At 60.7% G+C, this 16592-nt stretch carries 15 protein-coding genes; 1 reads left to right on the top strand and 14 read right to left on the bottom strand.

The annotated features are described in order from the left end of the window. Window positions 1-5 precede the first annotated feature (5 nt). Together Q1K31_RS01975 and Q1K31_RS01970 are read right to left on the bottom strand one after the other, a co-directional pair. Window positions 6-866, bottom strand: coding sequence for a cell division protein FtsQ/DivIB (locus tag Q1K31_RS01975; RefSeq protein WP_300376154.1), 861 nt, complete (start codon window positions 864-866; stop codon window positions 6-8). After that, a complete protein-coding gene (locus Q1K31_RS01970; protein WP_300376152.1) occupies window positions 854-1762 on the bottom strand; it encodes a D-alanine--D-alanine ligase in 909 nt (302 codons plus the stop codon). Before Q1K31_RS01970 ends, Q1K31_RS01975 begins: the two co-directional genes overlap by 13 nt. A 145-nt stretch (window positions 1763-1907) precedes the next feature. Here Q1K31_RS01970 and Q1K31_RS01965 point away from each other — a divergent pair, with 145 nt between their 5' ends. After that, window positions 1908-2759: a formate/nitrite transporter family protein gene (locus Q1K31_RS01965; RefSeq protein ID WP_300376150.1), complete on the top strand. Its 852-nt coding sequence runs from the start codon at window positions 1908-1910 to the stop codon at window positions 2757-2759. Between the two features lie 10 nt (window positions 2760-2769). Here Q1K31_RS01965 and murB read toward each other — a convergent pair whose 3' ends face one another. From murB to Q1K31_RS01905, 12 genes are read right to left on the bottom strand one after another with little or no spacing between them, the layout of a single operon-like run. Further along, a complete protein-coding gene (murB, locus tag Q1K31_RS01960; RefSeq protein ID WP_300376148.1) occupies window positions 2770-3720 on the bottom strand; it encodes a UDP-N-acetylmuramate dehydrogenase in 951 nt (316 codons plus the stop codon). Window position 3721: 1 nt separating this feature from the next. Next, window positions 3722-5131 carry a UDP-N-acetylmuramate--L-alanine ligase gene (gene murC / locus Q1K31_RS01955; protein WP_300376146.1) on the bottom strand — a complete coding sequence of 470 codons (1410 nt, stop codon included), beginning with the start codon at window positions 5129-5131 and terminating at the stop codon, window positions 3722-3724. Continuing rightward, window positions 5128-6237, bottom strand: a complete 1110-nt coding sequence (locus Q1K31_RS01950; RefSeq protein ID WP_300376145.1) for a UDP-N-acetylglucosamine--N-acetylmuramyl-(pentapeptide) pyrophosphoryl-undecaprenol N-acetylglucosamine transferase — start codon at window positions 6235-6237, stop codon at window positions 5128-5130. Before Q1K31_RS01950 ends, murC begins: the two co-directional genes overlap by 4 nt. After that, window positions 6230-7384: a putative lipid II flippase FtsW gene (gene ftsW / locus Q1K31_RS01945; protein WP_300376144.1), complete on the bottom strand. Its 1155-nt coding sequence runs from the start codon at window positions 7382-7384 to the stop codon at window positions 6230-6232. The genes Q1K31_RS01950 and ftsW overlap by 8 nt, the downstream gene beginning before the upstream one ends. Beyond that, complete coding sequence (murD, locus tag Q1K31_RS01940) at window positions 7381-8808, bottom strand: UDP-N-acetylmuramoyl-L-alanine--D-glutamate ligase (RefSeq protein WP_300376143.1); 1428 nt, start codon at window positions 8806-8808, stop codon at window positions 7381-7383. Before murD ends, ftsW begins: the two co-directional genes overlap by 4 nt. A gap of 10 nt (window positions 8809-8818) precedes the next feature. After that, the gene (gene mraY / locus Q1K31_RS01935) at window positions 8819-10012 is read right to left on the bottom strand and encodes a phospho-N-acetylmuramoyl-pentapeptide-transferase (protein WP_300376141.1); all 1194 of its coding nucleotides are present in this window, start codon (window positions 10010-10012) and stop codon (window positions 8819-8821) included. Beyond that, window positions 10002-11489: a UDP-N-acetylmuramoyl-tripeptide--D-alanyl-D-alanine ligase gene (gene murF, locus Q1K31_RS01930; protein WP_300376139.1), complete on the bottom strand. Its 1488-nt coding sequence runs from the start codon at window positions 11487-11489 to the stop codon at window positions 10002-10004. The genes mraY and murF overlap by 11 nt, the downstream gene beginning before the upstream one ends. Beyond that, window positions 11486-12922, bottom strand: a complete 1437-nt coding sequence (locus Q1K31_RS01925) for a UDP-N-acetylmuramoyl-L-alanyl-D-glutamate--2,6-diaminopimelate ligase (protein WP_300376137.1) — start codon at window positions 12920-12922, stop codon at window positions 11486-11488. Before Q1K31_RS01925 ends, murF begins: the two co-directional genes overlap by 4 nt. Next, window positions 12919-14571: a penicillin-binding protein 2 gene (locus Q1K31_RS01920; protein ID WP_300376135.1), complete on the bottom strand. Its 1653-nt coding sequence runs from the start codon at window positions 14569-14571 to the stop codon at window positions 12919-12921. The genes Q1K31_RS01925 and Q1K31_RS01920 overlap by 4 nt, the downstream gene beginning before the upstream one ends. Continuing rightward, window positions 14564-14905: a septum formation initiator family protein gene (locus Q1K31_RS01915; RefSeq protein WP_300376133.1), complete on the bottom strand. Its 342-nt coding sequence runs from the start codon at window positions 14903-14905 to the stop codon at window positions 14564-14566. The genes Q1K31_RS01920 and Q1K31_RS01915 overlap by 8 nt, the downstream gene beginning before the upstream one ends. Further along, window positions 14902-15894 carry a 16S rRNA (cytosine(1402)-N(4))-methyltransferase RsmH gene (rsmH, locus tag Q1K31_RS01910; RefSeq protein WP_300376131.1) on the bottom strand — a complete coding sequence of 331 codons (993 nt, stop codon included), beginning with the start codon at window positions 15892-15894 and terminating at the stop codon, window positions 14902-14904. Before rsmH ends, Q1K31_RS01915 begins: the two co-directional genes overlap by 4 nt. Further along, window positions 15891-16388, bottom strand: coding sequence for a hypothetical protein (locus tag Q1K31_RS01905; protein ID WP_300376129.1), 498 nt, complete (start codon window positions 16386-16388; stop codon window positions 15891-15893). Before Q1K31_RS01905 ends, rsmH begins: the two co-directional genes overlap by 4 nt. Window positions 16389-16592 lie beyond the last annotated feature (204 nt).

The following is a 16592-nucleotide window of genomic DNA, read 5'->3' as shown; positions in this document are numbered from 1 at the left end:
TGTCTTCAGCTTTCTGCCGGTGCGCTTCCGGCACCCTGGCTGCCTTCTGGTTTGAGGTAGACCTTACCGGGAACGCGCAGGTCAATCCTGCCGACATCGCGCGCGGTAAGTCGTGCTTCCGACTCGATTTCTGCGAGCCGGACGGCGGCCGAATCAATATGCGAATCCGCCGGAAGCTGTATGGTCGTTCCATTACGCAGCTTAATATCCCAACGGCGTTTCGAGACACGCTGGGCATAGGAAATTTCTGGCAGCAAGCCCTGATTCTGCGAGACAACACGCAACAGCGCCTCGGTGCCTTCTGGGGCAGCCGCACCGGACAGGCGCAGAAGCGAAGCGTGCGCCTGTGGATCAAGTCCTTCCATCGTCCGGCCAAGACTGTCCACGACCTTCCAGTTTTCACCATTGTGCCATAGCGCGACGGGACGCGCTGGTGACGCATGGATCAGGATCTGGTCAGGCCAGAGACGGTAGACGCGCGCGTCGCTGACATGGCCGGCTGAAACCACACGGCGGCGGATGACATGCGGGTCGGCCCGGAACATGTTCTCACCCGGCTCGACACCGGACACCTGTCTGAGACGCCCTTCAAGGCCAGTATTCATCTCAAGCCCGACAACTTTAACATCAGCGACGGCAAAGCCCGCTGCGGCGGCGGCCGTGTCCAGACCGGCCTGGAAGCGGCTGTCGATTTTCGACAGCGAGCCGCCCATGAGAGCCGCACCGGCCACGATTACGGCGAGCACCATAACGAGACCGAAAACCACCGAAGATGTGTCCACGCGAGCATATTCCGGCTCGGGCGGCGGCGCCTTGCGCTGGCGGGTCTTGCCCGTCTTCTGCTGCTTGCCCTTTACCTGTGGCATGACGCATCCTCGATCATCCAGCTGACGAGCGCCTCGAAGGTCATGCCGGTGTAGGCTGCCTGTTCTGGGACGAGGGATGTCGGTGTCATGCCTGGCTGGGTATTGGTTTCCAGAATCACGAGCCGGTCCTTCTCTTCGTCAAATCGAAAATCTGACCGCGTCACGCCTCTGCAACCAAGTGCCTGATGGGCTTGCAGGGCGGCCTCTTTGGCCCTGCTCGCTATGTGTTCAGGCACTTCTGCTGGCATGACGTGGCGCGATCCACCTGCCGCATATTTTGCGTCAAAATCGTAAAACTCCCTTAACGTTGTAATTTCGGTCACAGTCAGGGCCTTGTCGCCCAGGACGGCCACGGTCAGTTCGCGTCCTGGAATATATTCTTCTGCCATAAGATTGTCGCCATATGTCCATTCTTCCGACAGGACGAACTGTGACGGGCCATTATTGTCTTCACGCACGAAAACGACGCCAAAGCTGGACCCTTCATTAACAGGCTTGATGACATAAGGCGGTGCGAGCGGGTGGGCGCTGGCCGCCTGTTTACGGTTAACAGCGACGTCCTTTGCGACCTCGATTCCAGCTTGCATATAAACTGCCTTGGACTTGCGCTTGTCCATGGCAATCGCGGAGGCCGTCACGCCGGAGTGGGTATAGGGAATGTCGAGAATCTCGAAGAGCCCCTGTACGCATCCATCCTCTCCCCATGGACCATGCAGACCGTTCAGGATGACATCCGGCTTCGCTTCGGCAATCTGGCGGGCCAGGTCCCGCGTCGCATCAATGCCGGTGGCATCATATCCAGCTGCTTCGGCAGCCCGCAGCATCTGCGTGCCTGAAGAGATCGAAACCTCCCGCTCGGACGACCAGCCCCCGTAAACGACTGCGACGCGCTTCATGTCTACCTCCGGCTTGTTCCGCATGGCTTCGTGAGCCTGTGCCTAACGAATCATGATGAAGGTGAGAAATTAAGGCAGTCCTTCGCCTGATGGCATCCCCGCACATTGAAATGAACATTGTGGCGACCAAGACGTTAAACGCTTCATGTCAAAACAGGTCCGGAAGTCTCCCGATCACGCTGAAGATGATCAGATCACAGAGCAGGAGCGCGTCGAAGCCGCAACGCTCACCAAGCTGAAGTCACGGATGGTCTATGAGATCATTCGACAGGAAGGTCGCACGGAGCTGTCGCGGCCGCAGTCGTCGATATGGTGGTCAGGCATTGCCGCGGGCATCGCTATCTCGATGTCGCTCGCGATGGAGGCGATGATACGCAATGGCCTGCCAGATAGGGAATGGCGTCCACTCATCGAGAATTTCGGTTATGCCGCAGGCTTCCTGATTGTCATGCTCGGACGGCTACAACTGTTCACGGAAAACACAATCACGGCAATCCTGCCTGCACTGGCAGATCCATGCCGACGAACAATTGTCGGAACAACACGTCTCTGGAGCACTGTCTTTCTCGCCAACATGGTTGGGACAGCTGTTGCCGCAGGCTTCTTTGCCTATAGCGGTGCCTTGCAGCCAGAGGTCAAGCAGGCCGCCGTAGAGCTTGGCAATCATGTTGCTGAATGGGGGGCATGGGAAACTTTCGTGAAGGCGATGCCCGCTGGCTTCCTCGTCGCCGCCCTTGTCTGGATGAGGCCAGGCTCAGAAGGTAATGAATTCTGGGTAATCGTCTTTTTTACCTACCTGATCGCGCTGGGCGACTTTGCCCATGTGGTGGTTGGCTCGACGGAGCTGTTCCTTCTCGCCTTCGAAGGAGAGGGCGAAATCCTGAAGCTTGTCGTCGTAAATCTCCTGCCCGCATTTGCAGGCAATCTCATCGGTGGGGCGGGCCTGTTTGCCATGCTGGCCTGGGGGCAGGTTCACGAGGAAATGGAGAAAAAATAAACTGGCGTGCTCAGGGCTGGAGCCTGCCAATCCGCCGGATTTCCCAGCGCAGGCTTACGCCCGTCACGTCAAGCACACGCGCCCGCACCAGTTCCCCGAGCGCCTCGATATCGGCGGCCGTCGCGTCGTCCGTATTGATGAGGAAGTTGCAATGCTTCTCGCTGACCTGTGCGCCGCCGACACGCAATCCCCTGCAACCGGCCTGATCGACCAGTTTCCAGCTTGAGCGCTGGTCCGGTGTGCCCGGCGGATCTGGATTGGCGAAAGTGGACCCCCCTGTCTTCTCGCGGATCGGCTGGGTCTCGGCACGGCGCGCCTGGTGTTCCGCGATTTCCTTCTGCAGCGCTTCAGGGTCGCCCTCGCCTGAGCCGGTCAGCAGGATGCCGGTCACGATAACGTCTTCGGGAAAGTTTGTATGACGGTAGGAGAACTCGATTTTCGGGTCCCCATACTGTGCGATCTCTGCCTCGAAACGCACCTTCTCGCCAGACCGCGTAATGCCCTCGATCTGGTTGGCGACGTCCTTCAGTTCGCGCCCATAACAGCCCGCATTGGTGCGCACTGCCCCGCCGATGGAGCCGGGGATACCCGAAAAGAAGGATAGTCCCGATATGCCCTGTTTCGCGGCGGTCTTTGCCACGGCCAGATCGAGCGCGCCGGCGCGGGCAAACAAGGAATGCGGCCCACCTGGCTCTACCGCTCCCCAATAGCCGCCCATCAGACGGATCGTCACGCCTTCAATGCCACCATCGCGGACAATCGTGTTGGAGCCGACGCCCAGAAAAGTGACGGGGACGTCTTCCGGCAAGTCTTTCAGAAAAGCTGCGAGGTCCTCCTCATCAGCCGGCAGAAAGAGAATGTCAGCCGGCCCGCCAACCCGGAACCATGTGTAGGGCGCGAGCGGCTGGTCGCGCATGAGCTTGCCGCGAACCTCTGGCAGGCTGTCTCGCCAGTCTGCCATGTCAGCCGCCCAGCTTCCCGGCGAGCGCGTTGGCGTGCGCGGTGATGTCGCCGGCGCCCAAGCAGACGATCAGATCACCCGGCTGCGCGATCTCGCGGATCACATCCGGTAGCTCGTCCAGTGAGGTGAGCGTGCGTGCATCCTTATGGCCATGGGCTTTGATACTCTCGACCAGTTCGGTATGCGTCGCCCCCTCAACCGGGTCTTCTCCAGCCGCATAGACAGGGGCCAGAAGCGCAACATCCGCCTCTCGAAAACACTGGGAGAAATCCTCGAAAAGGTCGTGCAGACGGGAGTAGCGGTGCGGTTGGGCAACTGCGATCACACGGTTCTGTCCCTGCATGGCACGCGCGGCCCTCAGCACGGCTGAAATCTCGACCGGGTGGTGGCCATAATCATCAATGATGCGAATGCCGTTCCATTCACCCGCCGGCGTGAAACGGCGCTTTACGCCCTCGAAGTTCGCGAAACTCCGTTTGATCTGCTCGGCACTCGCGCCGAGTTCCAGCGCGACAGTGATCGAGGCCAGCGCATTCGAGACATTATGCTCGCCCGCCATGGGCAGGCGCACATCGTCCACGGTCGTCACGTCATGATCGACCCGGTCACGCACGATGACGTTGAACGTCACTCCGTCCGGGTCGGACCGCATGTCGACGGCACGCACGTCGGCCTGGCGATTAAAGCCGTAGGTGATGATGCGCCGGTCCGACACACGGCTCACCATGGCGGCGACTTCCGGATGATCGGTGCAGAGTACGCCGAAACCGTAGAAGGGGATGTTGCCGACATAGGTGTCGAACGCCTTGCGCAGTGCTTCCATGGAGCCGTAGTGCTCCATGTGCTCGGGATCCATATTGGTCACGATGGCGATGGTGGGGCGCAGCTTGGTAAATGTGCCGTCACTCTCGTCGGCTTCAAGGACGATCCAGTCGCCCGTGCCCGCCTTGGCGTTGGAACCATAGGCATTGATAATCCCGCCATTGATGACGGTCGGGTCAATCCCGGCCCCGTCAAGAAGCGCGGCGACCATGGTCGTCGTGGTCGTCTTGCCATGTGTACCCGCACAGGCGACGGTCCATTTCATGCGGATGATCTCGGCCAGCATATCGGCGCGGCGCACAACCGGAATGCCTTTGGAGCGCGCGGCCTGAACCTCGATATTGTCACCCTTGATGGCCGAGGAGATGATGACCGCGCCTGCCCCATCGACATTCTCCGGCGTGTGGCCGATGTGCACGGTCGCGCCCTTCTCACGCAGACGCTCGACATTGGCGCTTTCTTTTACGTCTGAGCCCTGCACCTTGTAGCCAAGATTGATCATGATCTCGGCAATGCCGGACATGCCGATACCGCCAATCCCGACAAGATGCGCCGGGCCGAGTTCGAAGGGGGAAGGTTTGAGTTTCATGAGGCCTGCTTTGCCACCTGTTCGGCCAGATCCGCAAGATCGCTGGCTGCTGTGACCGTCCCCTTCTCGCGAGCGCGGGTGGCACGGTTCTTCAGGTCGGCGCCATCCTCGAGGCGTACCTTGATCAGCTCGCCAAGCAGGTTGGGGAACATATTCTCCTCAAGCACAACATCGGCCGCACCGGCCGCCACGAGCGACTCCGCATTTGCAGACTGGTGATCATCCATCGCGATCTTGAGCGGGATCAGGATGGACGGCCTTCCCACCGCAGCAATCTCGCTGACTGTGCCTGCACCAGAGCGCGCGACAATCATGTGCGCGTCTGCCAGCCGCGCCGGCATGTCCGAAAAGAAGGGCTTGAGCTCATAATTGATCCCGACACGGTCATAGATCGCGCGCACCTGCTCCAGCTGCTCTTCGCGTACCTGCTGGACAACCTTCAATCGTGCGCGCAGAGGCGCAGGCGTGTGGTTGGCAATAGCCAGAGGCAGGATGTCTCCAAGGATACGCGCACCTTGGCTGCCGCCTGTGATAAAGATGGTCAGCTCCCCGTCGACGGAAGGGTAAGGAATCTCCCGCTTTGCCGCGATCTCTGCACGTACAGGATTGCCGACCGGATGATGAGTGGCCTTCGAGGGCAAGTGATCCAGCCTTCCGAAACCAGAAGCAACAATTGCCGCTTTCCCGGCAAACCGCCGGTTCACACGGCCAAGTACCGCGTTCTGCTCGTGAATGAGGATCGGTGTCTTTGTCCGGCTGGCCGCCGTCAGCGCCGGAAAGGCCGGATAGCCGCCAAACCCGGCAACAAGGGCAGGCTTCAGCCGCTTCATTGTGCGTGTGGCCGAACCAATTCCACCCCAGATCTTCAGCGCGCTGCCGGGTAGCGTCCATGGCTTTCTGAGCCGGGGGCTTGCTGCGCGTACTTCCTCCTTCCAGTCAGACGGAAACTGTTCGGCATAGCGAAGTCCGCGTGCATCGCTCATCAGACCGACGGCCCAGCCGCGTGACCGCATCTCATCTGCGAAGGCAGCGGCAGGAAACATGTGCCCGCCCGTACCCCCTGCCCCGATGATGACGAGGGGTTTGTCTTTCTCAGTCTCAGCCATTGGCTCTCCAGGCTGCTCCACCCTGACGCCGGATTAGCGCCAGTGCGAGGCCCAGAGTCAACGCAATCCCCAGCATTGAAGAGCCTCCATAGGAAATGAAGGGCAAGGTCATGCCCTTCGGCGGAATAAGGCTCACATTAACAGCGATATTGATGGCAGCCTGAAGGCCGAAAAGTGCAAATAGCCCGGCAGCTGCAGCACGCGGATATGGATCGTTCAAGCGCGCCGCCGCCCGGAAACCCCGCCAGCAGATAAAAACATAGAGCCCGATCAGGACCAGCGCGGCAATGTAACCGAACTCTTCGCCAAGCACGGCATAGATGAAATCGGTATGTGCATCCGGTAGATGGCTTTTGACTGTGCCCTCACCCGGTCCGGTTCCCAGAAATCCGCCGCGCGCAATCGCCTCTGATGCCTTGTCGATCTGATAGGTGTCGTATTCCGATGGATTGAGGAAGCTGTTCACCCGGTGACGAACGTGCGGCAAGGAGGCGTACAAAGCAGCTGACAGTCCGACACCGCCACTGAAAAAGGCGACAGCCCATTTCCATGGCAGGCCGGACACAAAAAAGGTCACGATGAACGACGCGGTCAGAAGGGCCGACTGGCCGACATCAGGTTGTAACAGGAGCAACCCCAGCGTCACGACGAAGAAAACCAGTGAAACCACTGCCCAGGGCCCACCCGGATATTGCTGCCGCTGGGCCAGAAGCCAGCCGGACAGCACGATCAGTGCGGGTTTGGCAAACTCCGAAGGCTGGAGCGTGAAGCCGCCGAGCTGAATCCAGCGCTGGGCGCCTTTTGCTTCGAAACCAATGACCAGCAGCGCTGCCAGCATCACGAACGAACCGCAGAAGATCACGGCAGACATCCGCCTCGACCAAACGCGGTCCAGCATGCTTGTCGCGATGAGCGCGCCAAAACCGAGCACGGCAAAAACGCAGTGGCGCTTGAAGAAATGAAACGGATCGGACAGGCCGATACGTTCTGCGGCGGGCGGCCCTGCCGCAAGCGAGAGCATCAGGCCCAGGCCGAGCAAGGTGCAGGCCGCAATCAGGATGGGCCAGTCTATGCTGCGACGCCATTCCGTAATGTAAGACCCGTCCGCACGCGGCAGGATCAGCGACTCCCCGAACTGGACACTCATCCGGTTTCCCTCATCACACTGACCAGCGCATTGCCTCCAATATCCTCGACAATGTCGCGGAAGGCATCACCGCGCGCTTCAAAATCCTTGAACTGGTCAAAGCTCGCACAGGCTGGCGAAAGAAGGACCACCGGGTTTTCGTCACCAGAGGCACGGGCATCTTCATAGGCCTGCATCACGGCCGCCTGGAGCGTACCGGAAACCTCATAAGCAGCATGACCTTCCATCGCCTCAGCGAATGCGTCAGCCGCCTCGCCGATCAGATAGGCTTTGGCAACCCGCCCGAAATAGGGACTCAGAGGTGCAATGCCTTCTTCCTTGGCCTTGCCGCCAGCAATCCAGTAGACGCTGGAATATGCCCTGAGCGCCTGCTCTGCAGCCTGGGCATTCGTCGCCTTGGAATCATTGACGAACCGCACCCCATCGATCTCACCCACCTGTTCCATGCGGTGAACAAGACCGGGAAATGTCTGCATGGCCGCAAAAATGCGTCCCGGCTCAAGCCCAAGCGCCCGGCAGGCAGCATAAGCCGCCGCGGCGTTCTGGTGATTGTGGCGCCCCGGCAGGGTCGGTGTGTCCTCGAAGCTGCCGACCCGGACTGCGTTGCCGAGCAGGCTGTCATAGAGCTTGCCATCCACTGCGCTCACGCCCCGGCCAAGCGCGAATTCCGCAGAGACCTGCGAGACACGCACACCCCCTCGCGTGGATAGGTCCATGGCGAGCGTCTGGGTAATGGTATCATCAACCGAGATGACAGCTGTGTCGCCCGGTTGCTGGTTCAGGAAGATCCGGCGCTTGGCATCAATATAGCCTTTCATGCTGCCATGCCGGTCGAGATGGTCAGGCGAGATATTCAGCATGACCGAGACATCGCAGTGCAAATTGCGGACGAGGTCGAGCTGATAGGAAGAGAGCTCAAGTACGTAGACCGCGTTGGCATGAAGCGGTGCCATGTCGAGCACGCCTGTGCCGATATTGCCGCCAACACGGGCATCCATGCCGCACTCTTTCAGGATATGCCCGATAAGCGCGGTCGTCGTGGACTTTCCATTCGTGCCCGTGATTCCAATCACTTTCGGGCGTGCGCGTTCTGGCAAGGATTGAACCGCCCGGGCAAAGAGCTCCATGTCCCCGACAACCGGGACATTGGTCATCTGTGCCAGGCGGACAAGCCGATGCGGCTGCGGGAAGCGGTAGGGAATACCCGGTGAAAGGATCAGGGCTGCGAAGCTCTGCCAGTCCCGCTTGTTCAGGTCTGATAACGTAATGCCAGCGGCTTCGGCCCTTGCACGGGTCTCTTCATTGTCGTCCCAGGCATGCACGCGCGCATTACCAGCCCGGAGCGCCTTGGCGGCGGCCAGCCCGGTGCGGCCCAGCCCGTAGACCGCCACATCACGTCCTGCATACTCGGTGATCGGAATCATGCGGCCTGCCTCACCTCAGCTTCAGTGTTGCAAGGCCCGCAAGGGCGAACAGGACGGAGAGAATCCAGAAGCGGACAACGACCCGGGTCTCGGGCCAGTTCTGCTTCTGGAAATGATGGTGCAGCGGCGCCATCAGGAAGATGCGCTTGCCCTCCCCTGTCAGACGCTTGGTAATCTTGAACCAGCTGACCTGCATCATCACCGAAAGTGCCTCAATCACGAACAGGCCGCCTATGATGGCGAGGGCGAATTCGTGTTTGACGGCAACGGCAACGACACCGATCAGCCCACCCAGACCAAGGGAGCCCGTATCGCCCATGAAAACTTTCGCCGGATAGGCATTAAACCAGAGAAAGCCCATGCCCGCGCCGATCATGGCCCCGAGCAGGACGCCCATCTCTCCGGCGCCCGGCGTGAACTGGATGCCGAGATAGTCAGCAAAGATGAAGTTGCCGGTCAGGTAGGCGATCAGCGCATAGGAGGCCCCAGCGAACATCATCGGCACAATGGCAAGCCCATCGAGCCCGTCCGTGAAGTTCACGGCATTGGCAGATCCCACGACGACAATCATCGCAAAGAGGATGAAGAAGCCCCCCAGGGGCACGAAGAACTCGTTGACGAAGGGAACAGCCACCCCGCCTGAAAAGCTCTGATCGTTCGGCTCGACTGAGGTTTCGGGGGCCAGCGACGCAATGAACTGCGCGACATCATTCAGCGGCCCCCACTCTGCGTGGCCCAGCGGCGTATGAGCACCGTGGATGCCCATGATGAAAGCACCCGCCAGGGCCGCCACAATGAATTCCACCATCAGTCGGGCGGGGGCGGAGACACCTGCCGCACTGTGCTTGGTCACCTTCGCGTAATCATCCAGGAACCCAAGGAAGGCATAGGAGACGGTCACGAACAGGACCGTCCAGATGTATGGATTGCCGAGGTCAGCCCAGAGAAGGGTCGCCAGAACCAGCCCGATCCAGATCAGGAATCCACCCATGGTCGGCGTACCCTGCTTGGACAGTTGCGCCTCAAGCGAGAGATCGCGGATTGGCTGGCCCTTTCCCTGCCGCTCGCGCAACCTGTCGATGACCCAATCCCCGGTCAGGACAGAGAACAGGAAAGCGGTAACAATCGCGCCGCCCGTGCGGAAGGTCGTGTAGTTAAACAGACGGAAGAGCCCGTCATCTGCTGCCAGAAGCTCATACAGCATTCGCACCCCCTGCAGCCCCTTCTGGACCGCGAGACATCACCTGCCCGTCCGCGGCCGCACTCCACTGGCGCAACCTGTCTGCGAGCCGTCCCATCCCGGATGCATTCGACCCTTTTATCAAGAGAAGATCGCCGCCTGTTAATGACTTTTTAACCACAGCTTCCAGCTCATCGGCCCTTGATGCCCAATGCGTCTCGATTCGCGCCTTGAGGGCATCGGCGAGCGGCTTCATTCCTGCCCCAGCGAGAAACGCAAGCGTGGCTCCGCTCTCCAGCACCGGCTCGGCAAGCGTGCGATGCTCAGCCTCTGAAGTGGCACCAACTTCCAGCATCTCGCCGAGCGCGACGACATGGCGCTTGCCTTCCCGGCTCGCAAAGCTGGACAGTGCGGCACGCATGGAGGCCGGGTTGGCGTTATAGGCGTCATCAATGAGCGTCACTTCGCCTTCAGGCAGGACGAGCGCCTCCGATGCCCCCCGCCCTGGCGGCGGGGCATAGCCCGAAAGGTCCTTGCCCGCCTGCACGACATCAAGGGCTTCATCGAGGCCAGCGGCGAGCAGCGCACAGGCGGCATTGTCTGCCCAGTGCTCACCGACTGCCCCGACATTCGTCTCAACCGAATGCCCCAGTACTGTCAGCCGGATTTGGCTCACGCCATTGGCAGAGGCATAAGTATCGACCAGCGACACGCCTTCATGCTGAATATCCTTTATATTCACGAGACCGGCATGCCCGCCAAAAAGATAGAGACCTGCTTCGGGCTTCATCTCCCGGACACGCCCGGCCAGATAGCCCAGCATATCATCACCGAGTGGCAGGCAGACAGACGCCCCCTCTTCTTCCAGAAGGCCAGCGCAAATGTCGGCCTTTTCCTTCGCAACACCCTGGATCGACCCGAGCCCTTCCAGATGAGCCGGCGCAATCCGCGTGATAACGGCAACGTGCGGCGCCACCATGCGTGAGCGCGGGGCGATTTCACCGGGCGTGGACATGCCGATCTCGAAGACGGCATAGCGCGTATCGGCTGGCATCCGCGCGAGCGTCAGTGGCACGCCCCAGTGATTGTTGAAACTCTTGACCGACCAGTGTGCCTTGCCCTGCCCGCGATGAATCCGCGCGATCATTTCCTTTACGCTCGTCTTGCCAACAGAGCCCGTGACAGCAATCCGTGTCGCGTCTTTCGCCCGGTCGCGCGCAAAGACACCGAGCGCCTCAAGCGCGGCCATGACATCTTCAACGATGATGAGCGGCCCCGTCGCGCCCTCGACCTCCCGGCTGACCAGCGCGGCACTGGCCCCGGCCTCGAAGGCACCGGGCACGAACTCATGCCCGTCACGCACATCCTTGAGGGCCACGAAGAGATCGCCCGCCTCGAGAGAGCGCGTGTCGATGGATACACCTGTAGCTTCGAACGGCGTGGTGACGTGCCCACCCGTGGCCGCGGCTATCTCTTCGGAGGTCCAGAGTGGACGGTTCATCCATCCACCTCCGACAGGGCTGCAGCTGCGGTCTCCTGATCCGAGAAGGGTGTGACAGTCGAGCCAATGATCTGGCCCGTTTCATGCCCCTTACCCGCGATAAGCAGCGTATCGCCTGCTTTCAGGCCAGCCACAGCCTTGCGGATCGCCTCAGCCCGGTCTGCGATCTCGATCCCGTTCGGGACAGCCTTGAGGATGGCCTTGCGGATAGAGGCCGGATCTTCCGAACGCGGATTATCGTCCGTCACAATGACGGTATCTGCCTGCCTTGCCGCAACTTCTCCCATGAGGGGCCGCTTCTTGCGGTCCCTGTCGCCCCCGCAGCCGAAGATGACCACAAGGTTGCCCGCCGTATGCGGACGTGCGGCACGGATGAGAACGTCCAACCCGTCTGGCGTATGCGCATAATCGACAAAAACGCCTGCGCCCTCCGCCGTCTTGCCGACAAATTCGAGCCGTCCCTTAACAGGCTGAAGCGCAGCCATGCCCTTGCAGACATCGGCAAGTGGCGCGCCCAGAGACAGCGCAAGCCCAGCTGCTGTCAGCGCATTGAGCGCCTGGAACTCACCGATAAGTGGCAGCTCCACTTCGCAAGCCTCTCCACGCCACTTCAGGAAAAGCTTCTGGCCTGTGGCGCGCGGCATCAACTCTTCGATCTTCAGGTCTTCCCCACGCCAACCGACAGACACCGGCACTAGACCTGCCGCTTTCGCCGCCTGCTCGAAAGCCCCCCGCTCAGGGCTGTCAGCATTAACAACCGCCGGTGCGCCTTGTGGCATGAGGTCGGCGAACAGACGCAGCTTGGCGGCCCGGTACTCATCCATGTCCGCGTGATAATCGAGATGGTCCTGCGTCAGGTTGGTAAAAGCGCACGCAGCAAGCTTTACGGCATCAAGACGGTACTGGACGAGGCCGTGCGACGACGCTTCCATCGCGCAGTGACTGACCCCCTGACCTGCAAGCGTTGCCAGCGTCTCATGAATGGCGACGGGGTCCGGCGTGGTATGGCCGAGGTCGATATGTCCTGACGGGCCGATCGCGCCGAGCGTGCCCATGGACGCCGAAGTCAGCCCTGCGGCTTCCCAGATCTGTCGGAGAAAGTCGACGGTCGAACTTTTGCCGTTTGTCCCCGTTACGGCGACGACTGTTTCGGGCTGGCGGGCATAGAAAGCCGCTGAGGCGACCGCAAGCGCCAGGCGCGGCTCATCCACCTCGATGGCTGCTGCAGCTTCCATCGACGGAAGCCCCTTGCCGATGACAGCCACCGCCCCGTTCTCAAGCGCCTGCGGAATGTAATCACGCCCGTCCGCGCTCACGCCCTGGAGCGCAGCAAAGACGAAGCCCGGCTTTACCTTGCGGCTATCCGCTGACAGTCCTTTGACTTCTATAGCTGTCGCAATGTCGTGACCTGGAAAAAGCGCCGCGAGCTTCATAGCGTACTCCTTCTCTCCGAGACGGAGCGGACCATCGGGTCCTGGTCCCGGTCCGGCTGATCGAAGGACGGCTCGATGCCCAGCATTGGGGCAATACGCTGGATCACACGGCCCGCTGTCGGCGCAGCATTCCAGGCCGCTGTACGTGCACGTCCCGCTTCATCCTTGGGATCATCCAGCACGATCAATACGACATATTCGGGGCTATCTGCGGGAAACACTGCAGCAAACGAGGACAGGTTCTCGTCATGCGAATAGCCACCGGGAATGGGTTTCTCCGCGGTGCCTGTCTTGCCGGCGACACGGTATCCGGCCACCTCGGCATGGCCGCCCGTGCCCGTCATGACGGCCTCGCGCAGCATCCGCGTCATGACTGCCGCGGTCGGTGCGGAAATAACCCGGCGCGAACGCCGGCGCTTTTCATCGAGTATCAGCGTTGGCTCGACCAGTTCACCATTATTGGCAAAAATCGAGAAGGCACTGGCAAAGGCAATTGGCGATACGGCGATCCCGTGACCAAAACTGACGGTTGCAGCGTGGATTTCGTCGAACCGGGCCGGCAGGATGGGCGATGCACTGCCAGACAGCTCCACCGGCGAACGATCGAACAGGCCGAGATTTGCGAGCATTTCCTGCTGACGCCTCGCGCCGAGCATGATGGCGATCTTGACGGTCCCGATATTGGAGCTTTCGGAAACGATCTCCGTCGGCGTCGCAGGGCCCGGAACCCGGTGAGTGTCGCGAATGGTACGCCTGCCGATGACGACAGGCTCACGCACATCGAACCGGTCACTCAGGCTGATAGCTCCGGTGTCTATACCGGCCGCGACCGTCAGTGGCTTGAAAACCGACCCCAGCTCGAACACAGCGTTGGCCGCCCGGTTGAGACGGGCCGGGTCATCCATTGAAAGACGGTGCGCCCTGTTGGGGTCGATTGGCGGCCAGCTGGCCAGGCCCAGCACCTCGCCGTCCCGCGCACTGAGCACGACGCCTGCACCGCCATCGACATCATATTCGCCCGCTGCCGCCGAAAGCTCCGCCTCCAGGGCAAACTGGACATTGGAATCTATGGTTAGCCGGAGCGGCTTTCCTCCATCGGCAAGCTCCCCATTCTGGGTGTACTCGACACCGGACAGGCCATTCCCGTCCGTACCGGCATAACCGATCACGTGCCCGGCCAGCGTGCCGCGCGGATAGGCCCGGCGGCTTTCTTCCCGAAACCCCAGCCCTTCAAGCCCAAGCTCATGCACGGCGCGACGCTGGCGGGGCGTCAGGCCCCGCTTTACCCAGACAAACGCGCGATCACTGTTGGAAAGGTCTGCCGTAAGAGACTGAACATCTATCCCCGGCAGAACGCCGGCGAGCCCCCTGGCTACTTCACCGGGCTCCCATATGGCGCGCGGGTCCGCGAAAAGGGAATAGACAGCGACCGATGTTGCCAGCAGCTCACCATTCCGGTCGACAATATCTGCGCGCTGAACAGGCTCCTCGAATGTTCGCGCTACGCCCGCATCGCCTTTTGCCCCCGTCAGGGCAACAAGACCAGCTTTTCCGGCAATCACCGCGAAACCGAGACACATGACGAAGGATACAAGCTTTGTCCGCAGTGACGCACCTGCGGATGACTCCTGAAAACGCCCGTCAGTCATCGCTGGCCTCCATTCCGGTCTGTGGCGCACTGGCCAGGTGAGCATCCACGGCCGGGCCGAGGCGCTCATCAAGCTCATCTGCACGGATGAACTGTTCCGCCCTGGCCGGCTTCATGCCCAGCTCATTGCGCGCGAATTCCTCGATCCATTCCTGACGCGACAAGTGGCTGAGCTCACCCAGAAGCACCTTGCGCTCCTCGATAGCCTCCTCGATGCGGTTCTCGACGGCCGCAATCTCGTCGGCACTTTCGCGCGCGCCATACTTTGCCCGGTACAGACTGAAAACCAGGAGGCCGATGACAGCCAGACCCACGAGGAATGCACGCCGGCTCATGATGCTGCCTCCAGGCTTCCCAGGTCAGGAAGCTCGACCCCTGTAGAAACGACACCCCCCATCGGCGCAGCCGAGGTGCGAACCGCCACACGCAGCCTGGAAGAGCGCGCCCGTGGATTGACCGCAAGCTCGGCCTCGGAAGGCTCGGTTGCCTTTTTCGAAGCAAGCGCGAAGCTGGGTGCGGGACCCTCATCTTTTTTCGGCATGTGGCGTGAACCGCCCCCCATGAGCCCCGCGCGTTCGCGCATGAACAGTTTCACCATCCTGTCCTCCAGCGAGTGGAAGGTCACGATGACAAGCCTTCCCCCTTCGTCCAGAAGGTGTTCCGACGCCTCCAGCGCCCTGGCAAGCTCGCCCAGTTCGTCATTGACGAACATCCTGATCGCCTGGAATGACCGGGTAGCCGGGTGAGTTTTCGCCCCACGCCTGCCGCCAAGCACGTCCTCGATCAAATCAGCAAGATCGAGTGTTGTGGTGAAAGGAGCCTTAAGGCGGCGCTTAACGATGGCCCGCGCGATGCGACGGGACTGCTTTTCCTCACCAAGCCGGAAGAAAATTGTAGCAAGATCGCGCTCATCCATCTGGTTCACGACATCCGCGGCGCTTGGCCCCGCAAGCCCCATTCGCATGTCCAGCGGCCCGTCCCGCATGAAGGAAAAACCGCGCTCCGCTTCATCGAGCTGGAAAGAGGAGACACCAAGGTCGAGCGTAATCGCATCTACACGCTCAAAGCCTGCGCCCTCGACCAGGGACCGCATGTCACCAAATGCCCCATGAAGCGGCACCAGCTGAGCTTCAGCCCCCGCAGCCACCCTGGCCCGCTCTATCGCATCTGGATCCCGGTCGATACCAAGCACCTTGCAATCGGCTGCCGCAAGAAGGGCCCGCGCATAACCGCCTCCGCCATATGTGCCATCAACATGCACTTCGCCATCTCGCGGCGCCATGGCAACGACTACCTCATCCAGAAGGACCGGGCGGTGTGTCATACCTCAACTCCCCCAGCCGCGAGCCCCGGCAGCCCCCCAGCCGCCATGGCCTGCTGGAACGGCTCCGCCAGCGCATCCTGATTATCCCGTGCGGTTTCAGCCATCTGGCTATCAAATTCGGCGAACCGCGACGGCTCCCAGACATGAAACCTGTCGAAAGCGCCCGCGAAAACGAGCTTCTTTTCTATTCCGGCCGCCTCAAGCAGGGGCGCAGGAATTGAAATGCGGCCCGTATCGTCGACCTTCAAATCGGCCGAGCGAGTAAAGATTGTGTGCATAAAGGCCCGGCGGTTGGGGTCATTGGGCGCCATGCGCGCGAGCGTCTGACGGTAGAGCCCCATCAGGTCATCGCCACCACCCTCCAGACAACCCGAACCATCGATGGCGGGCCAGAGAAAGATACGATTTCCTCCGGAGAGGGCCGCACGAAAGGGTGCGGGCACAGAGACCCGTCCTTTCGCATCAAGCGATGTTTCGTAGGTGGAAACAAACACCAGCCGCTTCCCTTATTCCCCATCCCCCATGATTTGGGACGATTTCATGATTAATTGGGATAGCATGGGTAAATTTGGGAACCAATGGGGCTGAGTCATGATTCGTCGCGTCCACAAGCGCCCAAATCATGAACAAAACAGGAAATTATCAGAACACTATCAACAACCCAAGGAAATCACCCTTGTTTTTTCGATGAAAATTCT

It is taken from the genome of Henriciella sp., from assembly GCF_029936995.1.
Taxonomy (GTDB): Bacteria; Pseudomonadota; Alphaproteobacteria; order Caulobacterales; family Hyphomonadaceae; genus Henriciella.
This window is presented reverse-complemented; position numbering and strand designations above follow the sequence as displayed.

Coding starts and splice junctions, on each gene's coding strand:
- Q1K31_RS01975 (WP_300376154.1), bottom strand. CDS start 866: ATGCCACAGGTAAAGGGCAAGCAGCAGAAGACGGGCAAGACCCGCCAG.
- Q1K31_RS01970 (WP_300376152.1), bottom strand. CDS start 1,762: ATGAAGCGCGTCGCAGTCGTTTACGGGGGCTGGTCGTCCGAGCGGGAG.
- Q1K31_RS01965 (WP_300376150.1), top strand. CDS start 1,908: ATGTCAAAACAGGTCCGGAAGTCTCCCGATCACGCTGAAGATGATCAG.
- murB (WP_300376148.1), bottom strand. CDS start 3,720: ATGGCAGACTGGCGAGACAGCCTGCCAGAGGTTCGCGGCAAGCTCATG.
- murC (WP_300376146.1), bottom strand. CDS start 5,131: ATGAAACTCAAACCTTCCCCCTTCGAACTCGGCCCGGCGCATCTTGTC.
- Q1K31_RS01950 (WP_300376145.1), bottom strand. CDS start 6,237: ATGGCTGAGACTGAGAAAGACAAACCCCTCGTCATCATCGGGGCAGGG.
- ftsW (WP_300376144.1), bottom strand. CDS start 7,384: ATGAGTGTCCAGTTCGGGGAGTCGCTGATCCTGCCGCGTGCGGACGGG.
- murD (WP_300376143.1), bottom strand. CDS start 8,808: ATGATTCCGATCACCGAGTATGCAGGACGTGATGTGGCGGTCTACGGG.
- mraY (WP_300376141.1), bottom strand. CDS start 10,012: ATGCTGTATGAGCTTCTGGCAGCAGATGACGGGCTCTTCCGTCTGTTT.
- murF (WP_300376139.1), bottom strand. CDS start 11,489: ATGAACCGTCCACTCTGGACCTCCGAAGAGATAGCCGCGGCCACGGGT.
- Q1K31_RS01925 (WP_300376137.1), bottom strand. CDS start 12,922: ATGAAGCTCGCGGCGCTTTTTCCAGGTCACGACATTGCGACAGCTATA.
- Q1K31_RS01920 (WP_300376135.1), bottom strand. CDS start 14,571: ATGACTGACGGGCGTTTTCAGGAGTCATCCGCAGGTGCGTCACTGCGG.
- Q1K31_RS01915 (WP_300376133.1), bottom strand. CDS start 14,905: ATGAGCCGGCGTGCATTCCTCGTGGGTCTGGCTGTCATCGGCCTCCTG.
- rsmH (WP_300376131.1), bottom strand. CDS start 15,894: ATGACACACCGCCCGGTCCTTCTGGATGAGGTAGTCGTTGCCATGGCG.